Annotated in this window: 25 protein-coding genes and 2 pseudogenes; 1 reads left to right on the forward strand and 26 read right to left on the reverse strand. The window is 48.5% G+C overall.

The genetic code is table 11. The features are described 5' to 3' along the window. Window positions 1-175 precede the first annotated feature (175 nt). Window positions 176-955 (forward strand): hypothetical protein, encoded by a 780-nt coding sequence (locus HRU42_RS09085; protein WP_295030456.1) that lies wholly within the window; start codon window positions 176-178, stop codon window positions 953-955. Here the strand turns inward: HRU42_RS09085 and HRU42_RS09090 are convergent. The 26 genes and pseudogenes from HRU42_RS09090 to HRU42_RS09215 form a co-directional block, all read right to left on the reverse strand. After that, window positions 952-1,176, reverse strand: a pseudogene (locus tag HRU42_RS09090) (IS1634 family transposase); the annotation flags it as partial. The gene HRU42_RS09085 and the pseudogene HRU42_RS09090 sit on opposite strands and share 4 nt — an antisense overlap. A gap of 796 nt (window positions 1,177-1,972) precedes the next feature. Continuing rightward, window positions 1,973-2,170: a hypothetical protein gene (locus tag HRU42_RS09095; protein ID WP_295030458.1), complete on the reverse strand. Its 198-nt coding sequence runs from the start codon at window positions 2,168-2,170 to the stop codon at window positions 1,973-1,975. 12 nt (window positions 2,171-2,182) lie between these two features. Next, the gene (locus HRU42_RS09100) at window positions 2,183-3,592 is read right to left on the reverse strand and encodes a hypothetical protein (RefSeq protein WP_295030459.1); all 1,410 of its coding nucleotides are present in this window, start codon (window positions 3,590-3,592) and stop codon (window positions 2,183-2,185) included. Beyond that, window positions 3,589-4,140 carry a DNA-binding protein gene (locus HRU42_RS09105; RefSeq protein ID WP_295030461.1) on the reverse strand — a complete coding sequence of 184 codons (552 nt, stop codon included), beginning with the start codon at window positions 4,138-4,140 and terminating at the stop codon, window positions 3,589-3,591. Before HRU42_RS09105 ends, HRU42_RS09100 begins: the two co-directional genes overlap by 4 nt. A 25-nt stretch (window positions 4,141-4,165) precedes the next feature. Then, entirely contained in the window at window positions 4,166-4,456 is a 291-nt protein-coding gene (locus HRU42_RS09110) for a hypothetical protein (RefSeq protein WP_295030463.1), read from the reverse strand. Window positions 4,457-4,547: 91 nt separating this feature from the next. Then, a complete protein-coding gene (locus tag HRU42_RS09115) occupies window positions 4,548-5,816 on the reverse strand; it encodes an SUMF1/EgtB/PvdO family nonheme iron enzyme (protein ID WP_295030464.1) in 1,269 nt (422 codons plus the stop codon). After that, the gene (locus HRU42_RS09120) at window positions 5,813-6,394 is read right to left on the reverse strand and encodes a phage tail protein (RefSeq protein ID WP_295030466.1); all 582 of its coding nucleotides are present in this window, start codon (window positions 6,392-6,394) and stop codon (window positions 5,813-5,815) included. Before HRU42_RS09120 ends, HRU42_RS09115 begins: the two co-directional genes overlap by 4 nt. Beyond that, window positions 6,394-7,062 carry a phage tail protein gene (locus tag HRU42_RS09125; protein WP_295030469.1) on the reverse strand — a complete coding sequence of 223 codons (669 nt, stop codon included), beginning with the start codon at window positions 7,060-7,062 and terminating at the stop codon, window positions 6,394-6,396. The genes HRU42_RS09120 and HRU42_RS09125 overlap by 1 nt, the downstream gene beginning before the upstream one ends. Further along, a complete protein-coding gene (locus tag HRU42_RS09130) occupies window positions 7,062-8,249 on the reverse strand; it encodes a baseplate J/gp47 family protein (RefSeq protein ID WP_295030470.1) in 1,188 nt (395 codons plus the stop codon). Before HRU42_RS09130 ends, HRU42_RS09125 begins: the two co-directional genes overlap by 1 nt. Further along, entirely contained in the window at window positions 8,230-8,598 is a 369-nt protein-coding gene (locus tag HRU42_RS09135; protein WP_295030471.1) for a DUF2590 family protein, read from the reverse strand. Before HRU42_RS09135 ends, HRU42_RS09130 begins: the two co-directional genes overlap by 20 nt. Further along, the gene (locus HRU42_RS09140) at window positions 8,595-10,805 is read right to left on the reverse strand and encodes a phage tail tape measure protein (RefSeq protein ID WP_295030472.1); all 2,211 of its coding nucleotides are present in this window, start codon (window positions 10,803-10,805) and stop codon (window positions 8,595-8,597) included. The genes HRU42_RS09135 and HRU42_RS09140 overlap by 4 nt, the downstream gene beginning before the upstream one ends. A gap of 32 nt (window positions 10,806-10,837) precedes the next feature. Further along, window positions 10,838-10,981, reverse strand: coding sequence for a hypothetical protein (locus HRU42_RS09145; protein ID WP_295030473.1), 144 nt, complete (start codon window positions 10,979-10,981; stop codon window positions 10,838-10,840). A 41-nt stretch (window positions 10,982-11,022) separates the two neighbouring features. Beyond that, window positions 11,023-11,289: a putative phage tail assembly chaperone gene (locus HRU42_RS09150; RefSeq protein ID WP_295030475.1), complete on the reverse strand. Its 267-nt coding sequence runs from the start codon at window positions 11,287-11,289 to the stop codon at window positions 11,023-11,025. Next, complete coding sequence (locus HRU42_RS09155) at window positions 11,286-11,552, reverse strand: hypothetical protein (protein WP_295030476.1); 267 nt, start codon at window positions 11,550-11,552, stop codon at window positions 11,286-11,288. Before HRU42_RS09155 ends, HRU42_RS09150 begins: the two co-directional genes overlap by 4 nt. Next, entirely contained in the window at window positions 11,549-12,118 is a 570-nt protein-coding gene (locus tag HRU42_RS09160; RefSeq protein ID WP_295030477.1) for a hypothetical protein, read from the reverse strand. The genes HRU42_RS09155 and HRU42_RS09160 overlap by 4 nt, the downstream gene beginning before the upstream one ends. 2 nt (window positions 12,119-12,120) lie before the next feature. Further along, a complete protein-coding gene (locus HRU42_RS09165) occupies window positions 12,121-12,669 on the reverse strand; it encodes a glycoside hydrolase family 108 protein (RefSeq protein ID WP_295030478.1) in 549 nt (182 codons plus the stop codon). Beyond that, window positions 12,666-12,869, reverse strand: a complete 204-nt coding sequence (locus tag HRU42_RS09170; protein ID WP_295030479.1) for a TraR/DksA C4-type zinc finger protein — start codon at window positions 12,867-12,869, stop codon at window positions 12,666-12,668. The genes HRU42_RS09165 and HRU42_RS09170 overlap by 4 nt, the downstream gene beginning before the upstream one ends. Window positions 12,870-12,879: 10 nt before the next feature. After that, window positions 12,880-13,329 carry a phage protein gene (locus HRU42_RS09175; RefSeq protein ID WP_152830620.1) on the reverse strand — a complete coding sequence of 150 codons (450 nt, stop codon included), beginning with the start codon at window positions 13,327-13,329 and terminating at the stop codon, window positions 12,880-12,882. A 37-nt stretch (window positions 13,330-13,366) separates the two neighbouring features. Beyond that, window positions 13,367-14,470, reverse strand: coding sequence for a DUF2586 domain-containing protein (locus HRU42_RS09180; RefSeq protein WP_295030482.1), 1,104 nt, complete (start codon window positions 14,468-14,470; stop codon window positions 13,367-13,369). A 4-nt stretch (window positions 14,471-14,474) separates the two neighbouring features. Continuing rightward, window positions 14,475-15,125 (reverse strand): phage virion morphogenesis protein, encoded by a 651-nt coding sequence (locus HRU42_RS09185; RefSeq protein WP_295030484.1) that lies wholly within the window; start codon window positions 15,123-15,125, stop codon window positions 14,475-14,477. Continuing rightward, complete coding sequence (locus tag HRU42_RS09190; protein WP_295030486.1) at window positions 15,122-15,625, reverse strand: phage tail protein; 504 nt, start codon at window positions 15,623-15,625, stop codon at window positions 15,122-15,124. Before HRU42_RS09190 ends, HRU42_RS09185 begins: the two co-directional genes overlap by 4 nt. Beyond that, window positions 15,622-16,080, reverse strand: coding sequence for a head completion/stabilization protein (locus HRU42_RS09195; protein ID WP_295030487.1), 459 nt, complete (start codon window positions 16,078-16,080; stop codon window positions 15,622-15,624). The genes HRU42_RS09190 and HRU42_RS09195 overlap by 4 nt, the downstream gene beginning before the upstream one ends. A gap of 120 nt (window positions 16,081-16,200) precedes the next feature. Next, on the reverse strand, window positions 16,201-16,827 hold the full coding sequence (gpM, locus tag HRU42_RS09200) for a phage terminase small subunit (protein WP_295030489.1): 627 nt from the start codon (window positions 16,825-16,827) through the stop codon (window positions 16,201-16,203). Between the two features lie 44 nt (window positions 16,828-16,871). Next, window positions 16,872-17,474 carry a hypothetical protein gene (locus HRU42_RS09205; RefSeq protein ID WP_295030491.1) on the reverse strand — a complete coding sequence of 201 codons (603 nt, stop codon included), beginning with the start codon at window positions 17,472-17,474 and terminating at the stop codon, window positions 16,872-16,874. A 93-nt stretch (window positions 17,475-17,567) separates the two neighbouring features. Then, window positions 17,568-18,596 (reverse strand): phage major capsid protein, P2 family, encoded by a 1,029-nt coding sequence (locus HRU42_RS09210; protein ID WP_295030492.1) that lies wholly within the window; start codon window positions 18,594-18,596, stop codon window positions 17,568-17,570. 49 nt (window positions 18,597-18,645) lie between these two features. Further along, window positions 18,646-19,063: pseudogene (locus tag HRU42_RS09215) on the reverse strand (capsid protein); the annotation flags it as partial.

Raw genomic sequence — 19,063 nt, forward strand, 5'->3', positions numbered from 1 at the left:
GTGCTCGTTTTTTCTGTGCCACCCTGATAGAGTGTTTATTAATCAATGCTTTGCCAATGTGCGGCTTAGGTAATAGGTTTATTAAATGCGCATGCGCGTTTTGCCAAATATACGCGCATGCCTCATATTAAAACGTTATAAGTAATGCACCACTCCATCAATTTAGAGGTAATAGATGTTTAAAGCCGCAAAATTAAAGATTGAACGTGCCCAGAAACACATCAATGATTTGAATGATTTATGCAGTACTTATGTTAATTCAGATTTCTGTAAAATTTGGGTAGAGAAAGATTCTAAAAATGGGGATTACCTTTTTAGGTTGTCTCAAACAAAGAAACCACCTTCCGACATCCCACTTATTATCGGGGATGCAGTTCATAACCTAAGATCTGCTATCGATATTGCTTACTGTGAATTAATTAGAGACATCGCAGGCATTGGGCTACGTCCCAAAACTCAAGTCAAAATCGTAAAAACAAGAAATGAGCTTATATCTGGGCTTACGAAAGGGGATGGAATTCTGAAAAGTAAACCTGCAATTGCTGAGGTCGTTGCAAATATATTGAGGCCTTATGTAACTGATAATGAAGCCAGTCTGATTCACATTATCCATGAACTTAACATCATTGATAAGCATATCATTCTTATTCCAGTATTTTGCCCATCCAAAGCAGTCATTACAAATATTAAGATGGGAGGGCTTACAATAGGAAGATTGGAAGCTGAAATTAATCATAACGGTGTACTTAATATAGCAAGGATGGCTGGAGGCGAAATAGATTTCCAGTTTGATTCTCATTCTGTTTCTTTTTCGGTTCTTTTCGGTAATGGTCAACCTCTAGAAGGAGAGCCTGTTGTATTATCTCTTCAAAAACTATTGCATTTTACAGCTGAAATTATTAACAATCTCGAAGTTGCTGTAAATGATATAGCCGAGATTCCGCACCTAATTTAGGAATAAATCTGCCCATATAAATCGCCCAGCACATTAATGATGATCTGTTGTCGTTCTTGAATGTCAGTGACCACTGCAGTCGCTGACCCTACAGATACTTCATGGATCCCGCTGAAGCATAGAAACACCCAACGAGCAGTCGGGCTTTGGCTCGGTTTATTCTTCATGTCTGGAAAATATTGGTTTTGCTCTTTTAAGCCACTGCGGATCCTATGCTCCAGTAAATCCAGCCACCCATCCTTGATTGCAGGTCTTCATACCGAGCCAATATTTCCAGACTGAACCCTTTAATGATTTTCCTGCCATATTTTATACCAAATAACGGTGCCACCCATTCACTTGCTAACTTCACCACACAGTTGCTAAAAACGTTACTGTGTATCTGATTACCATACATTTCCTAATACCACTGCCCACCTTTAGAGCCTTAGACATAGCACATTTCTGTCCAAAAGTGAGTTGACACAATAAGCATCTCCCTTATAGTTAGCTTTTTTATTTTCAGTTCCACTTCGGCCTAACTTAATGTTTTTATTACATTTGATTACTTTATCGTTTTTAGTATTTCTTATCCATACCCCACGTAAAACAGACAAAACCCAGCTGCAATGCGGCATACACGCCTGCAGACGCCCTCAAGCCACCAGTGTCGAACTGTAAAACACTGAAATAAACCGCGATCTTTTCAGATCTCCGATCGCTGCAAAGCCCTTACTGCGGCGCTGGCTAGCGATATGAACTGTAGTAATAGAAAACTGTAAAAAAATAGCATTAAAGAGCGCGCAGGAGGGTGAGGAAGAGTGCGGATTCCGTGACGGAAGGATTCTGTGGGGTGAATTGCGTGGCTGTGATTAGTGTGGTTGGTTATGGTTTTCTCAGACGCGGGTTCGAGCCCCGCGACAGGAACCGAACCCGCGCCCTAGTATTTGGTCAAAGAATCTAGATAGATAGGTATGGTTTACTGCAGACATTAAAAAGCCCTGAGTGTTCAGGGCTTGGTTATGGTTGAGCTTTGCCCTACTTTATTTTGTGACTACCTGATGAACTACCACCAACGACAACCGCTTCACCGTTACTGGTTATCTCATCGATGACGGCGTTCGCTATGGCTTCGGCCATCTTGGCTGCATAGGCATGTTCACCATCGGTGGTAAAGCCTTGTGCTTGCAGGTTGCTTACTATCTTGCCTTTCAGTGATGCCTTGCTCAGTGCCATATCAACTCCTTGTTACTTGCCTGCGGTTACTGTTGATGAACCATCGCCATGTGGACCACCGGTAAAGTGGCAGATGTGGGCACACGTGACCACTGCAGAGCCACCATTCATTTTAATGGTGTCGGCATCTTCGGTGATGTTCTTGGCCTTGATGCTTAGGTCTTTGGTGATCACCATAGTCATCTTACCTTCAACTTCTGTGAGCTGGTCTTTCAGTACTTTGATCTCTTGTGACTGCTTAACCAGTAGCTGATGCATCTGACCAACGGTGGTGCGGATGTCTTTATCTGTTTCGGTGATGAGATTACCCACATCATCGAAGAGCTGATAAACCCCTTCACGTACTTGGTTACGGCTTTCACCCTCTTTGATGGCGGGTAAGTCCCAGCCGAATGGCAGCACACAACGAATGAATGGTTTATCTGGCCTGCCGTAAGCAAAACCAATCTCAACAATTGCACCGATAGCCGGCGGCTCTAATCGGCCAGCTTTGTTACCTGCACCTGGTAGTGGCAGTGGTACAGCTTCAAGTGCTGGTGATTTAGTTTCGTTGCCGTCTTCATCGAGCAGCTGCACGTCAACCGCATAGCGTGGATAAAATGCATCGCTGGCGCGTTCGCCGTCTTCGGTTGGTAATTCTGGCAGTGCAATCACTTTGCCCCAAACAGGCAGATGATAATTAGCCGACAGCTCTGGGAATATATTAGTAATGCGACGCCATTCGCTGAGTTCGTCGGCCTTAGTGGCTGTCCAGGTCAATGTCATGGTGTCGTCTGCAAACTCTACTTGCTTAACTCGCTTACCATTTACCATTGCACCTGGTCGCATGGCTGGCATCGCCATTAGCTGCCAACTATTACCAAACTGTTTTTTGCTGAACCCTTGGTTAATCTCTAATGGCTTTGACGGCCATCGGCTGCCTTGGTAGCTGCCAACATAAATCTGACCATCAGGCTGTTGATACCAGATACAGTCATTAATACCAAACACACCGCCCAAACTGGCTAGTAACTGGTAGCCGGTGCCCTGGCTGGTAAAGTTCGGCACTTTGATATCAAGGTAAATAGCATTATCGGGGATCACAAAACTTAAGCCCGTATCTTCGGCTAACTGGGTTATCACCTGGCGGAATGTTGCGTGACGAATATTTATCGGGCAATGCTCAGCTAATAGACTGGATAACTCCCGCACCACAATACGGTTCATGCCCATACTGCTCGGCGTGGTTTTGGTTATATAGCCGCTAAAGTAGCGTTGCAGTTTATTGCTGTAACCAATATCAAAGGCAACAATTTGGCCACGCTTTACCTCGCCTTTCACCTCAAATACACCGCGACCTGCTGATGATAGCTCAAGCACTAAATGATGATCCGTTAGCGCTAACACCTCAGTGCCGACCGTTAAGCGTTTACTGAGTTTCATGCAGGATCACCTATGATGTTGTCGACACCCGTCAAAAACTTTTCCATCGATGACACTTCCACTTTCGGTGGTGCCTCTGTAATAGCAGCCGTAGGGATCACACTGGCGGTTTGCTCGGTGCTTTGTCCTGTGCTGGCGTCATTTTGTGCTTGGCGCTGCTCTGCCACTTCTGGAATACTTAAATACTCACGTAGCTGAAAGCTCACGATCCACGCCAATAATGTGGGGTGCTCTGGCGCCGTAATTTGGCCAAAAAACTTCACCTGCCTGATTTTAACGGTGCGAGCTAGCTCTGAGCCGATACGCCTCACCAAACGATTACCCGCTTCATCTTTAGCAATTGCCAGCTCAAATAAACGAGATAACTGCCCCTTATCCGTAAAGGGAATTAAGCCCGTCACTTTAAGCTCTTTGGCTTTATCTCCTTGTTCACTGCTCGCCGTGCTTGAGGTTTGCCCCGACATATCTTGTTCGGCTAATTGCATCGACAACTCGACCTTGCAGCTTTTCAAATTGACGAGCTCACCGTCTAACGCAATTTGGCTCATGACAATGCACCCCGATAAAGGTCAGTTATACGGCTACCAGAGGATAGCGCGACTTAATATTGGACACCTTGTCCAACCACAATTGCTTGTAGTTATCGGCATCCGGATTTTCCGTGGCCAGTTCATACTGATATTCGATATATAAAGGATCGGACTCTTTCGCATAGGCCGTTCGACGCTTTACTGTTGATTGTGAGGATTCAAACTCCATCTGCTGCAGTGTTGATGATATCTGCTCTTCATTCATGCTTAAACTTGCCATAAACTCTGGCGTTGTATCGATGTGGGTTTCACCGTTAAAAATATAACTAAACATAACTCGCTCTCCTAAACGGCTCTAAAAATAAAGCCTTTTTAATATTAACTAGCTGGTATTAATAGCGCTGCAACCAAAACTCCAGTTCTCACTAGACAAAGAAAGCTGGACGAAAACCGATGTAACTGCTCTCATTTGAGCGCGCATTATTGAGGCTGAGCGCGCCGAGGCCGGCATTGGACCCACTGTCCCCATGGCCTCCTCGACGCGGGAGTCGATCGCCATAGTTACGCGCATAGATGGCCCCGTGTACGCTGGTCGCTGATGCCGACTCGATCAGCAAGCGGCGCAGTATCTCAGATGGCGTATAGCTCGCCCCTTTAGTAATGCCTGCAAAGTTGCCGACGTTCATGTAGGGGTAATCATGACTGTCATCATCGACTGGGCCGTTGCGCTTAGTCACTGCATTGTTGAGAATAGGCGCGCCAACATTGCCAGTGCCAGTTTGGTTGTCGCTTGGCGAGTCAAAATAAGCGCCGTGGCGATGCCAGTTGACCTCGGCTATGCTGGGATCGTTATCAAGCGTGGTGATAATCTGGCCATCGTCCAGCTTCATCTGATCTAGCCACTCCCACACGTTGCCGACCAAATCCTGAATACCAAAAGCACCATGATCGTGCGCCCACGCATCAGGCCCCTTACCCGTATCTGTGCGACCATTGCCTGCAGTGTCGCCTGGCATACCATTGTCAGAGCGACGAGCTGTCTCTAATTTATTTTCATGACTACGACCATAGTTAGTGTTACCTCGAGGCACGCTGCCGTTCGCCAGTGACCAAAATGCAATCGCAGCCCACTCGTGGATTGACATCATGTGCCAACCCGCACCTTTGGCAGTGCACAGGCCTTTAGCTATATCGTAATTAACTGAGTGGAGAGGTTGCACACCTCCGACAACACTGCAGCCACCATTGGCGCCAACTGATGCCAGATATTTAGCTATATATACTTCCCCTCGAGGGACACCATTGGTCATGAACATGGTCGGAGTGCCGTTACCCAGCTGCAAATCTGCACCGGTGAGTTCCAGTATTTTGGCGTTGAGATCTTCATAGTTGAATCGCGGTATGCGAACCATGATATTAGTATTGCCCTGGGCGTCGGTTAAAATAGTGTTGCGGCCACCGCTCGCATCTTCGATGGCCTTTTTATGGCCTTCAATCGCATGAGTGGTGAGCTCGCCGACCTTGGCGCCGTAATCGGCCTCTGCTCGAGCAATAGCGCTGTCAGCTTTGGTGTCAAGCTGGGTCATTTTGCTTGCCACTTCAACAGCCAACTCATTAGAAGCGGTTGTCAGCTCATTTGAAGCCGTAACGGCCTTTGAGACTTCATTCATTAAATCATCAATTTGCTGTGTCATGTTTCATCCTCCAGAGCTCGGATCCGCTCGCTCAATGTCATATTCCAGTGCACATTTTTTACGATTTTTGCATTGGCGTTAATAATGGTGGTTGCGTTAATAGTCGTGCTAGTTTGAATTTGCGCAATCTCATCTGAATAGTCATACATCCAAGATTCTGCCGAGACTTCAACGGGAAGAGCATCAGCTAAGCCTAAATGCTCTAAAACAAAGTTGCGGCTGATGGTGTTGCCCTCAGTGCTCCCTGCTGTTTTTACTTTCTGGGTTGTGGGTACATAGGCGAACGCTATTAACTGATTGTCATGGGCTAGGCCTATCCAGTTAAAGTTAAAATCACCCACATCTGGTAGCAACATCTGGCTAAATGTCACCCTATTTTTATCGATGATGCCATACTTTAGCGGCGCAGAACGGTGCACTATCTTGCTAGCTGGCGGCATAGGCTCACCCGACGGTTCTGGCGCCCTAAAATCTAAACCTGGTATAAAAGCGAATATAAACTCATCAACAATAAAGTCGCTTACATTGCCAACCGCCAGAGCAATGTATTGCTCACCATGGGTCGTTAATCGTGCCATTAGGCCCTCCTTACGTATAAATGTTGGTAGTCGTTACTACACTCGGTCGCAGGCACTGCAATAGCGCCATAATGCGCAAACTCGCTACTGCTTAGTGTTGTGATGGTAAATGTTTGAAAATCTTGGCATGCCTCGGTAATAGCCACGCTATGTACCGCCACCCGTGACGACAAGTGATCGTAGCGTCGACAGGTTCTGCCGTAGCTTTGAATGAGTTCGGCTAGCAGAGCCTGATTAGTCGCTATTTCAGTGTCATCAATTTCGATTGAAACCCGGTCCCAATCAAGCCCTTCTTGGCGCTCTTTTATGTTGACCACTCGCAGACCCAGCCTGCTCATGATCTTGAAAAAGCCTTGAGTACTGCCCGCATCTTTTGCATTAATAAAGGCATAGGCCACCCGTTTACGGTACAGCCACAAGGGCTCATCTCTGAAACGGGTGATGTTACATTCCCACGCCTTTAAGTTGAGCATAACGAGTGAGCAGGTCAGCGGGTCTTGCTGCACCAACGGCCAGATAAACCAGCCGCGCACACGTTGCCAGAATGACTGCATGCCGTTGCCCAGCATGGCGGGTTCTTGTGGCTCGGGGGCTGCGGGCAAAGTGACCCCATCCATCCACCAGGGCAAGGTTAACTTAGGCAGTTTGGGACTATTATCTTCTGACATCAGCCCACCCCTCTGTTGTTAATTGTTAGGCTGGTGATGCGTGGTATTTCAAGGCCGCTGTTTAGATCGGCATTGGTGAATCGAACGCTCTTGAGCTGCGGCAGCTCGCCATGCAACTCGCTGCTTAGGATAGAGAAACTAAATGTGCTCAGAGGTAAGGTTCTGGTCAATGTCTGGAATTTATCGGACTCACGAAATGCGGCGCGAATGCGTGATTCGATATCCCCTTCCAACATGGCTATTTCTTCGTCGCTCATGTTACTCAGGTGCCAAATATCGAGCACAAGATCCGTTGATACTGCCGAAATTGCTTGAGCCCTAATGTCGTCACCATGACCGTGATGGCCTTGGGTGTTGATGTAATCGTTAATGTTATCAATCATGGCCAGCGGAGTTTCGCCTACCTCCATCATTACATGGCAATTTGCGGTACCGGGTCCACGCGGCGCTTCGTGTTCGAAGTAGAGTGAGTCGCTACTGATGCCCGCAAAGGTCGAGATCGCCGCGCGATACACTGCATCGATGTGATAATTCCCCACGCTGGCAAACTGATCACGTATACGCAGAGCCAGCTCATCGTCAGTTTCTTTATTGGCGCCCGCACGGGTTATCCAGTCGCCGACATTGGTGACCAACTCAATACTGGCTGACTCTTCCGGCAACACGTAGTAATACCCCGTCCCTAAGTTATGGCCTGCACCAGCGGTGTTGGCCTCACACAAAACAGCGATGGCTTGGGTACCTGCAGGGATCACGGTATCGGCCAGCACCAACATTTTATAAAGCGCGCCCAGGGTATTTTCAGTTTGTACTACCGTGCCCGCCTTCACCAAAATATCGGCATTGATATCAGTTTTGCTGAAAGTGATATTGCCCTGGGTTTTGACTGCCAACTTGCGCTCGAGCCCTACATCCCATGCCTTAAGTTCTAAATAGAGTTCGCTTGCCGTGGCGGCGAACATGGCGGGCAATACATGCTTTGCCAATAGAGTCTTGATAAGCCACAACACAGGCGTGACGACACAGACCGAGAAGAGTTTCCAGAACGGACTCATGGCGCTGTCGTTAGATATGATGGAGTTTGCCGCTACAACATCGGCTTCGAGCAGTGCCGTCACCCCTTCGGCAGTCAGCGGTACCCCTTCACTTTCTAATACTTTTTCAAAATCAACTTGTGGGCGTGACATACGTAACCTCAGTGCTTAATGGGCCAAACTCGTAGGTGGTGGCATCTATCGTAATTAACTCAGGCGTGCGGATATCAAATTCGATAGTTCCCGGCACCAGGCGAATATCAGTTTCAATAAGCAGCTCCATTTCGGTATAGACATCACTACGCATGACGCTCGATCGCTGGGCCAATAGCTTGGTCACAAGGCCAGAGGCCATCAGCATATGCTTTACATCTTGGGCTATGCTGGCGCGTGTGTGAGTTAGGTTAGGCTGCGCCCCAACATCGAGTGACAGAGCACCATCGATAATTAACAGGTCGCTGTACTTATTCAAACTTGGGCTCTGATTCGTGTCAGTGGTCATCCGGTCATTAACTCCTGTTGGTCAGCGATTTCGGCGAGGCTGAAATTCTTCGGTGGGTTTTTAATGATCACATCGCCAAAGCTCAGGCTCTTGCTGTTTGATTGGCTGGCGACTCTGTTAGCCTTGGCGCTCATTGCCGCTTGCTGATTAATGCGCGGCTTAATGGCGTTGGCCATAGACTCATTAGCTACAGGCTTGATATTGAGCAACTGGCTCAAGGCTTCGGGCTGATAATCACCTGGCAAGTTACGCTGCACATCGAGCGACTGATTTAATGGCTCAGGCAGATAGTTATCAGGCTTTACCAGCTGCAGATTTTGTTGCTGGGTCACAGCTTCAGGCTGATAAGGTGATGGCAGCGTTCGCTGCACATCGAGTGATTGATTTAGCGGCTCAGGCAGATAGTTATCAGGCTTTACCAGCTGCAGATTTTGTTGCTGGGTCACAGCTTCAGGCTGATAAAGTGCGCCTGCATTTAGCCAAGGACCATTCATGGGGGCCGCGTTCGCTACATCATTGGCAGCGGTTTGCTGCATCCAGATGGGCACGGCTTGCTGATTATTTTCGGTTATCACACCTGGAAGCTGATTTTGTGGCGCCTGGTTTAAATCGGATAATGCAGGGTCAACCATGGTCGGGATCAAATCTATCTCGACACCTGGAATATAATTCAGTTTGTCGATATACCAATTCAGGTAATCAATGAACATGCCCTTTAGTGAGTCCCACGCATTGCTAAACACGCTCACTAAACCTTGCACCCACTCCCAACTCCCCATGGTAGCGACCAGATCATCCCAGTAATAAATCAGGGCGCCCACGGCGGCTATGGCTAAAACGATACCCGCGACAACCAGCCCTATTGGGTTGGCATACATGACAAGATTAACCGCCAGCATCATGCCGCGAAGGCCTACCATGCCAGAGGTTAATAAAGCATTGATGCCCGCCCATGCCATTGCCGCAACGCCATAGGCAGTCATCGCCATCTTGCTAACGCCCATCATCACGGTAAACGCACCACCCGCGGCGACTAGGCCAAGAATCGCAATCGCGCCATAGCCTAAAACACGAGTTAAGTTTGGGAAGGTTTGGGTAAACCAGATTATTTGTTTACCCATGTCGGCTATCCAGCCGACAAACTGATTGAAAGCCGGTAACACTGCAGAGCCAAAGGCGGCGCGGATAACGTACCAAGACTGCGACAAGCGTTCGCTCTGATCAGTCATTGCTGCGGCCATTTTCTCAGCTTGGCCCATGCCTTTGACTTGACCGAGTTTATTAATTGAACCCGATAGGCTGTTAATATCACCCATCAATAATTTAACGGTGGCAACGGCTTCTTGTGAGCCAAAGGCCTTGGCCAGTGCATCACCTTCGGCAACATCTAAGGTTTCACCATACTTGCCTTTAATTTTGGTCAGTATGTCGACCATTGGCAGCATGGCTCCCTGAGCATCGGTAAATTGCAGGTTCAATGCTTTTTGCGCTTTGCCCACTCCCGCTAAGAACGCCTTGTACTTAGTACCCGACTCGCTACCCGACATAGTGGCCTGCAAGGTACCGAGAATGGCCATCTGCTCATGCATACCGATGCCAGCACTTTGCGCCTCGGCGCCAATAGCAGTAAATGCACCAGACATTTCCGCACCCGTGGTTTTGAAGGCTTGCACTGCAGTGGCCGTCATGCCGGTGATCTGATTAACCCAATCACTTTTGCCCATGGCGTTGGCATCGTTTTTAAAGATGCCGTACATGGTGCCCATGTAATTGGTGATGGTTGCGGCATCGGCCTTAGTGGCGCTGGCGAGTACGTTTGAAGCCAGTGTGAACTGAGATAGGTCTGAATCACTCAGCCCTGAAATGGCCGACTGAATATCATAACTCGAGCTGATAAATTCGGTGGCAGACTTGCCATATTTAAGCGCGTATTCATAAGAGGTGTTAGCCAGCTGCTTAAGCGCGGAGTCTCGCACCCCCAATGATTTTACCTCACCCAGCACCCGGTCCATTTCGATGGCAGGCATAAGCGCGCTTTGCAGTGCATAACCTGCCGCCGCCATACCAGCCACACCCGTGGCCATCTGCATAGTACCGGCTTGGTAGTTCGACGCCAGTCCGTTGAACTGCTGACTAATTTTAGCAATCGGTTTAGTGATCTGGTCAACCAAACCAACGGTAAACATTAACGGTTTTGGTAGGCTCATTAGTGATCACTCTCCTCTTGTTCTATGAACTATTAACCAGAGAAGGCCCGATTCACGCCATTGGCGGTGACTATTTCTAGGTTCTCTAAATGGTGCTTATGCAGCCAAACCGCACGAGCTATCGACTGTTCACTGTCATCTTCGTGGGGTAACTGATGCCGACGAATGATCAACATCTGCTCCAGCTGGTTGTTATCTATTGACTCAACCAGCGCGGTTATTTTTTTACTGCTATTTCCAGAATCGGTGCGAACTCACCTTTCAGCGTGCCCGCTATCTGAACTTCGGCGCCAGGTGACTCGGCAAGGAGGTTTTTCAATTCCTCTTTCTGAGGTTTATCGATGGCGCGCATCACAAAATTGTGCGAAGCCGTGGTCATCGATCCACCGCGAGAAATGCTGTCGACAAAATCTGAGTGGTCATTAACGGTCAGGTTAAATTTAAATTCTGTGTTGCCTATGGTGAGGGTCACTGTCTTTTTCATGCTGCATCCTTATCTTTTCTGTTATTAAATAGTTCTTTGAGGTTGTTAAATCCGTCTTTCATCTGGCGCTCGATACGGTCGCCCAAATCTTTCACATCATTTTTTGTTGCATAGGTTTCGGCCACATGAGTTTTATGATCGCTAAGCTCTTTCGCCGTAGCTTTGTGGGCGTTATATATCGCGATAATCACCGGCACCAGCACACCTAAAATCAAACTCATAAATGCGATGACAACCATCACCCAAGTGGCGACTTGATTCATTTTCTCTTCCCTACCAGATTAATCAGGCCTGAAAAAAAGGATTCAGGGGCGGTATTCGATACGGCCTGATACTTCTGCTGTTTCTCTTTGGTGCGCATGCCAAAATAAGCACGTAACAAGGCTGTTGGTGTACCAAGAATGGCAATGACCAATGGCCAGTTATCACCGATGGCCTTGATGGTGTCGACGTCTTTGTTAAACATGGCCACTGCTAGAAACGAGATGAGCACTACCACAGAGAACGCCACTATTCGGGCCATCATCATGGCAATAGCCGGACGTGTTGAATTACCGGTTTTATCCACATCACCCAAAGCTTGGATCACGTTGGTGTGTTCTTTGATTGCGGTAATTTCAACGTCGAATTTTTTGGTTAGCACTTGAGCCTGCACCTCTGCTGGCAGTGACGAAACAGCATCTTGTATTTCGGCGCCTGTGGCCTTATCGCCTAACTTGCTGTCATCGGGCAGAAACTCATTAATCACCTTGAGGATGGCGTTACCACCGGGGATCACATCAGCTAATATTGAAGTGCCTACTTTGCCAAGAATGCTTAATAGGTTCATGGCTACAACTCCACTATTCGAGATATCCAGCCAAACTGATACTTCTCTTGGCTTTCATCGTTAATAGCAATATCGATACAAAATGCAATCCGAAGGCCCCGAACTGTTTCAGTCAGCACCTTTAACCCTTTGCGCTTTCGGTGAGTTAAAAACTTGCCCAAAGCATTCAATGTACGGCTACCAAATATCCCATCAGCTTTAAGGTCCACATATAAGGTTTGGCGGTTATTCATCACGTTTAGCGTTGTCTGCAACGCCTTGGCAGCATGGGCAACACCTGAGTTAATGCCAAAGTCGAAAAGTTGCTCGGTCAATGCTTCGCTGTGCAAGCTAATCTCATCGAGCTTTAGCGGTGCCCAATAGGTGGTTTGGTAGATATGAAAAGCCATCTCATAAGGCAACGACTTCATTTCACCTTGGTACCCATGAGCACGTGCGGTTTTCAACGTGATGCCATACATGGTTTCACCGCCGCGATCGCTTGGGTCATTAACGTAACCGCCCTCTCGTTCGATCAGTTCTTCAATCAATCTGTTTTTTAATTGGCTCATCGTTTACGCTCACTTATCGTTTGGCACGCTATACACAGTTCAACACCTGGCACTGCTTGCTGCCTTGCTTGACTGATGGCATCACTGCATTCAATACAATGGCTGGCGCTGGACTTTGCAGGTTTAGCTAACATGCGCCGCGACCTGGCTCTCTCTTCTGCCCTTTGTTCATGCTTTACGGCTAAATCTGCATCATCCATTGGCTAGCCCCTACTGAACAATATTTTCTATTTCATCGGGGCGCAGATAGGGCACGCCATCGATATGCACAAAATCAGGGCTGGTCACATCGAACGGGAGTTTAAACAAGCTGGCACTACCACCCTTTTTATCGATATCGAGCAGATCACTTAACTTGATACGGCAACCGAAACACTCGACCTTCATTTCGTCTTGTGAGGTTTTGCCATAGAACTGAATATCGAAATTTTCTAGTGCTCGCCAAGAACCGGCTGACTTAGCCTGCTCACTGATTAACTTGAAGTTGGCAGCGTTAACTGTTAGCTCACCGCTTGCCGCTACATCACCATCGACGGCACCGTCTGGCACACCACCGGTTTGTGATACAGCACTGTTGTCGGTGATGGTCACCGATGCACTGTCCACCTGGATCATGGTGTCACCAATGTGAGTGCTAAAATTCATTCCTGATAAACGCATGTTGCTGCTCCTAAATACGTTGCGTGAGTCTCAGCGTTTACAGAACGCTAAGATCTAACATGATGTTGACTGTGATGGACTTAGGGCTGTTGTATGGACGCACAACCATGGCAATGGTTACCTTGGTTTTACTCATCCAGACGATGGCGATATCACCATCGCGCGGTGGCGTGATATCACCGGGGAACGGCACCCCATTTACAGTGGTGGTTTTACTCATCACCCTTAGCGGCTTGATAAAGTAAGCCTTGTTTAACTCCATACTTGCTGGGGTTGAGTTAAGAATGCGGTTACCCACACGCAAGATGGCGCGAACGCGCACTTCACGGCTGGCCTTGTGTACTACGCGCAGGTTTTCAATCACCTGGTAGTCACCGCCCTCCACTTCAAGGGTTGAACCATCGCCCCAATAAGTGCCTGCAACGTCCGGGTACCACTGGGGGACACTGAGTCGCGCCTTGGCTAATGTGTTGAGGCTGGCCAGTGACAGCGGGGCTTCGGCTGAATCGGTTGGCATAATGCCCAATCCGGTAACTGAGCCTGTGGCCACACGCATGGGGGAATCGGCAATGCTGACACTGCGGTTACATAGACGGCCAGCGAGTACCCCCGCGTTATTGCCATTTAGTTGAGGTACCGGCACTACTAACGGCAGGGCAAAACCCGCAACAAGAGCCACCATTTTGGCTTCATAGACGGCCCATGTTTCTAATTCTCCGATACCTGGCAGCGCAACGATGGCTGAGCACCAACGACCGTGTGAGCCTTGCAGAGCTAATACGGCATCTGAAATACCGCTGATAGCTGGGGCTGTGGTTTGAGCGTCACAGACAACGACAGTTTCAAAGCTCTGTACTTCGTTAGCGTGACCAATGGCTGTTGCTATGGTTTCGTCTGCAGCGAGTGGATAAGCTGCCGCCGTCCAGTTCTGGCCTGCGTTAAGTTGTGCGGCAATCAGCTGTTTGCGCAGGTTACTATCGACAAACATAACTTCGAGATCACTCTGTGCATTGACAGAAAAAAGCTGACTTTCCTCTTCCGATTTACCTGCTAAACCGACAAACAGGAAGTGGCGCTCAATCGCTTGCACCTCGCCCTGTCCTTGGTTTTGGTTGTTGATGGTCACTTCACCTAATGACATAGGGTTATCCTCTTAATTGATTTAACAATGTGGCTATTTCGGCCTGCACATTGGCAGGGGTATCACCCAAGAACGGGCGAGCAGGTACTGGGATCGGCCAGCGTTGTTTGCTCGGCTTATTGCGTAACTGCTGCAAAATGAGTGAGGCCTTACCTTGTGACAGGTTGGCCATGATTTCGCTGATGCTGGCTTTGCGGTAGTTGCGGCCTTTTTTACGCTTAACCTTGTAACCTTCTGCCGCTAACGCTTTCGCCTGGGCGCGGGTACAAGGGGCTTTATAATCTGGCTGACCATGAATACGGGCCATGCGCTGTTTGTTCATCTGCTCGACACCACCGCCTTGCTGGCGTGCAGCAATTCGGCCTGTAAAGCTGGCTTTATGTTTAAGCTCTAATCGATTTGAGCTTTTTACATAAGGCTCTAATGTTCGGCCTAAGCGCTTTAACAGCTTGATTTTCTTGCCGTCACTGCGAGGGGTAAACTTTTGCCCTGTAACCGTTTTCTGCTCACGTATGCGTTTGCGGGCCTTGGCTCGCTGGCTGCGGCCTAACTTTTTCAGTAGTGCCACACGCTTGTTAGCCGGCAGTGCCAGCAAAGTGAGTTGGTGCTTAACCGTGAGGGCATTTTTTGAGTTTGGGGTGATAACTAAACTCATGCATCACCGCCAGAATCACTATCAATAGTGACCACTGTGTCTATGGTTTCGGCCACATTGACCGGGGCAAGATCAATCCGATATTGCTGGCCATTAAATAAAATGGACCCATTGGCGTCGGGGATCACTTCAATGTTGTCTATCAGCTCTAATTGGATCAGTACCTGAGCGTGGTCTTTGCTGATCACGTCGATATCGAGCTCAGGATCCGCGAGTTGAAAGGTGTCGCGCTCACCGCCATTATCGATAAGGTATGCAGCAACCATAGCCAATAAGCTATATGGGTTAAGTTTACGGTGGGGAAAGCGCTCAATAGAGATAACGGCGCTGTGCTTCCACTTCGCCAGCGAAAACCCTTGTAAACCTAAGTCATCACCGGTGAGAATTAAAGTGCCGTGCTCTTGCCAGGCATCGATATCATTGGCCTTAATCACAGACCCTAAGCTAGTGAGCAAAAACTCGGTGATGAGTTGCAATTGGGTTTTAGTTAGCACGCTCATAAGCTGTGCACTCCGACACGGCCAAGGCCAAGCAGCAGACGAACGCTACGATTGCTTTGCGCTAGCAATGTATCTTGTTGGTCGGCTTCATTTGCCTTGTTATTACCGGCTTCTTTTTGGTCTACTGCAGAAAAATAGCCCAGCAGATCGGCGTGGGAACGCGCATAAACGGCTCCGCGATAGATGCTTTTCTGCTTCTCTGTAAATACAGGTACTGAGCTTTCACTCAGGACAAAAGGGGCGTCCGTGCCCGGTTCATGCTTGGAGACCACTTTGATTAACGCTTGCTGAACTTCTTCGCTGCTGCGATTGAGTGAGTCGGCAATAGTTGCCTCTTCATACATTTCTGGAATACGGCGGTGCTGACGAAATTCGCCAGTTGAAAGTGCAGGCCAACCGCTTTCAGAGTCGATAGCTATGCTTGCTTGTGCTGCTGCCTCAAATCCAAAACTCATCGCTTTCGCCTTAGTGTTGTCATTCAATTGGGTTCAGTGCGGTTAGCGTCGACGTGGTTATTAACAGTCACCTGTTAAACACTCGGCTAGCGCACTGGAGGGTTGGGAGTCGGTCCCTGTTTACGTGTCTTGAGAGCTATAGGCCTCGAGGGCACGTAAACGCATATCAATCTGGTTTCTTACTGTCTTTACCCCGGCGTGCTTATGTAGGCTGGCCGCTTTTTCAAGCAAGCTGTCTGCCTGCTGCAGAAGATCCGCATCGCCGATAGTGCTGGGCTTAACTTCGCCAGTCGTGCTGCGCAGTAAGCTGAGACCCTTGAACTTATAGAACTTAGCGGTAATGGGCTCAGCCAGTTTCCAATGGTCTGCAACCTGGTTAAATACTTGGGTAAAGTAAGGCTCAACACTGCGGCCATGCTCTGCCTGAGTCTCGCTCCAGTCGAATACCGTATCTGAGATAAAACTCGGCCACTCGCGGCGAATACCTGGCGCCATAGGTTGGCCCAGTTCGATGGCCTTGAACGCCAGCTCAAGAGCTCGGCCAAAGTTATCGATATCGAACAGCCAAATAATGCAGCGAGCAAATAAAGGGTTGTCATAGGGTTTATCTCCACTAGCCACTTGGGCTAAGTACTCATCGACTATGGGTTGCCACTTGGGCAGCAATACTTCGCGCTTGTGAGTTATCTTGTCTTGCCGTCTGGCGAAGCCCTTAAGCTTTTTCAGGTCGGCATCGAGTTCAATCAACTGCAAATGCAAACTGGGGGCGTATGATGCGCTCCCGGTATGCGCTACTTGTTCGAGCTGCTTTTTGGCTTGGCACTTTTCTCTGAAGGCGAGGATTGAGGCCCCGCCGACGGCTTTTTTAGCTCTGCGGTCACTTCTTTAAGATCGGCTGTGGCTTGGCTTGCCTCCTCTGCTGCTTCGGCAATAGTGCTGGCGCTGTCGGCCACATTGTCGGCGGTATGCGATAACTCAGTGGCAGAGCCAGCGGCATTGTTGGCAGCATCATTCAGAGTACCGGCTGATTCATTTACCGTGTCTGCGGTATCAGCTAAATCATTAGCGGCAATGGTTGCCGTGTCGGCGCTGTCTTGTAAGTTGATATCGGTGATGTTGCCGTTATCATCTTTGGTTACTTCTGCGGTAACGGTTTTGTCACCACCGGACGCAGGATCAACACCAATCGTCATTTCAACAAACTGCGCCCTTTGCTCTACTAGCTCAGTCGCTTTGGCAATGGCGTCTTGTTCATCACAACCAAGTAATGCGGCCAGCAAACGCAAAGCCGGATTGCTCACGGTCGGTGCTTCCATACTTGGCTTTTCACTGTTGCCTTGCTCGGCGGATTTTTTGGCTTCGTGGCGTCTTTTGAAATTGGCAAAGGCGGTCATAATGGTTCCTCTGTTGCTTATGGTTATGCGCTGGCTAATTTAATGGCCTGGCTAATGAGTTGAACCATTAGCCAGGTAGTGAACCTCTAAATGTTAAACAGCAGGTGCAGGACCTATGTTCATTGCGGCCTCATCGACTGCGGCATAACCTTCGAACTCTTCGATGGCATAACCTTCCATACGCCAATACTTGTCTTCATGTTGCTTACGATCTTCAACATTCTCCGACTTACGCGAGCGGGTGCCCTTCTGGGTATAGATGTGCAGGTTAGTCAACAGAGTGACCGTGATACGTTTACCGGGGAAGAACGGCGGCGTGTATGCTTTTAACCCACCAATCGATTTATCCATCTGTTGCGCGGCCACTTTCTCACTCGGCTTGTCGGCCTCATTCATCATCTTGGTTTGGGCGGTTGCGGTTAAGTCGCTACCCACCAAGACAACCAAACGCGGGTCATTCCGCAAAGAGGGATGGATCAAGGTGTTTTTAATTTCGGTGACAATGGCATCGAGTGTTTTGTACTCGCCATCTTTCAGTACACCAGTGGCGTCAGGGTTAAAGTAGATAGGATCAGTCATGACTTGCGCAGGCGCTTTCTCTTTAACGATTTGATGCCAGCCTTTGTTGACGTCTTCACCCATGGGGTTAGCCTCAGGATCCGAATCAACCGCGACCGATGTACCATTAAAACCAACTCGCAGCATATCGAGAGCAAAACGCAGGGTGGTGTTTTGGCTCATCAGCTGCATAAACTGGCCTTGGGTGCCAGCATTAGCCCACACGGCAAGGGTCGCCCACGGCACTGTAGAACAGGAATCTGTTTCTACTAGCTCATAGTTATGACCATCTAGGCCATTTTCAGTGAAGAATCGACCATTTTTCTTACGGCCTGTTGCGATGCCATAGTTACCCACCTTAACGACCTGGCCTTTAATCTGGTCAACGTCCATGGTGGTGATGAGTGATAGAAACTCGACCGAATCAAGTAAGGCGGCTTTGAGTTTGGTTTCCATTGGGCCAGTAACGCTGAATTGATGTTGAACATCATCAACGCCGTAGCTTGTTGCCATGTTGGCGCCATAGGCCAGCAAACAGGCGAGTGCGACTGGTGTTAAATTCATTTTGCTCTCTCTTCTTTAGTGATGAATGTCAGCTATCGATTACAGCGGCTTACACAACGGTGAATGATTCACCCTTACCTGCTGGGTCTGGTTCTTGGCCACCAGTCTCTTTGCTTAATGCATTGAACTTGGTTTCCATACTTTCAAACTTGGCTACCAATCCCGTAAGGCTTTCGTTTAATGTGCTAAATTGCTCAGAGGTAATCGTTCCGCCTTCTGGCTTACCTGCGTCTTTATCACCTTCTGGCTTTCCCTTATCGTCACCGCCTTTATCACCTTCTGGCTTTTTGCCAAAGGCTTCGACTTTGGATTCAAGCCCCTCCAGACGAGTACCAAATTTTGTAAATTGGCCCATCAAGGCTTCAAACTGTTCTTTGTTCATGGGTTCTTCCTCAGAAGGTTCGGGTGCCAGATCTGGCGAATTAGATTTAAAGAAGTTCTTCAAAATGCTGTAGAGGTGCTTCTCT

The sequence above is a fragment of the Shewanella sp. genome, from assembly GCF_013214165.1.
Taxonomy (GTDB): domain Bacteria; phylum Pseudomonadota; class Gammaproteobacteria; order Enterobacterales; family Shewanellaceae; genus Shewanella.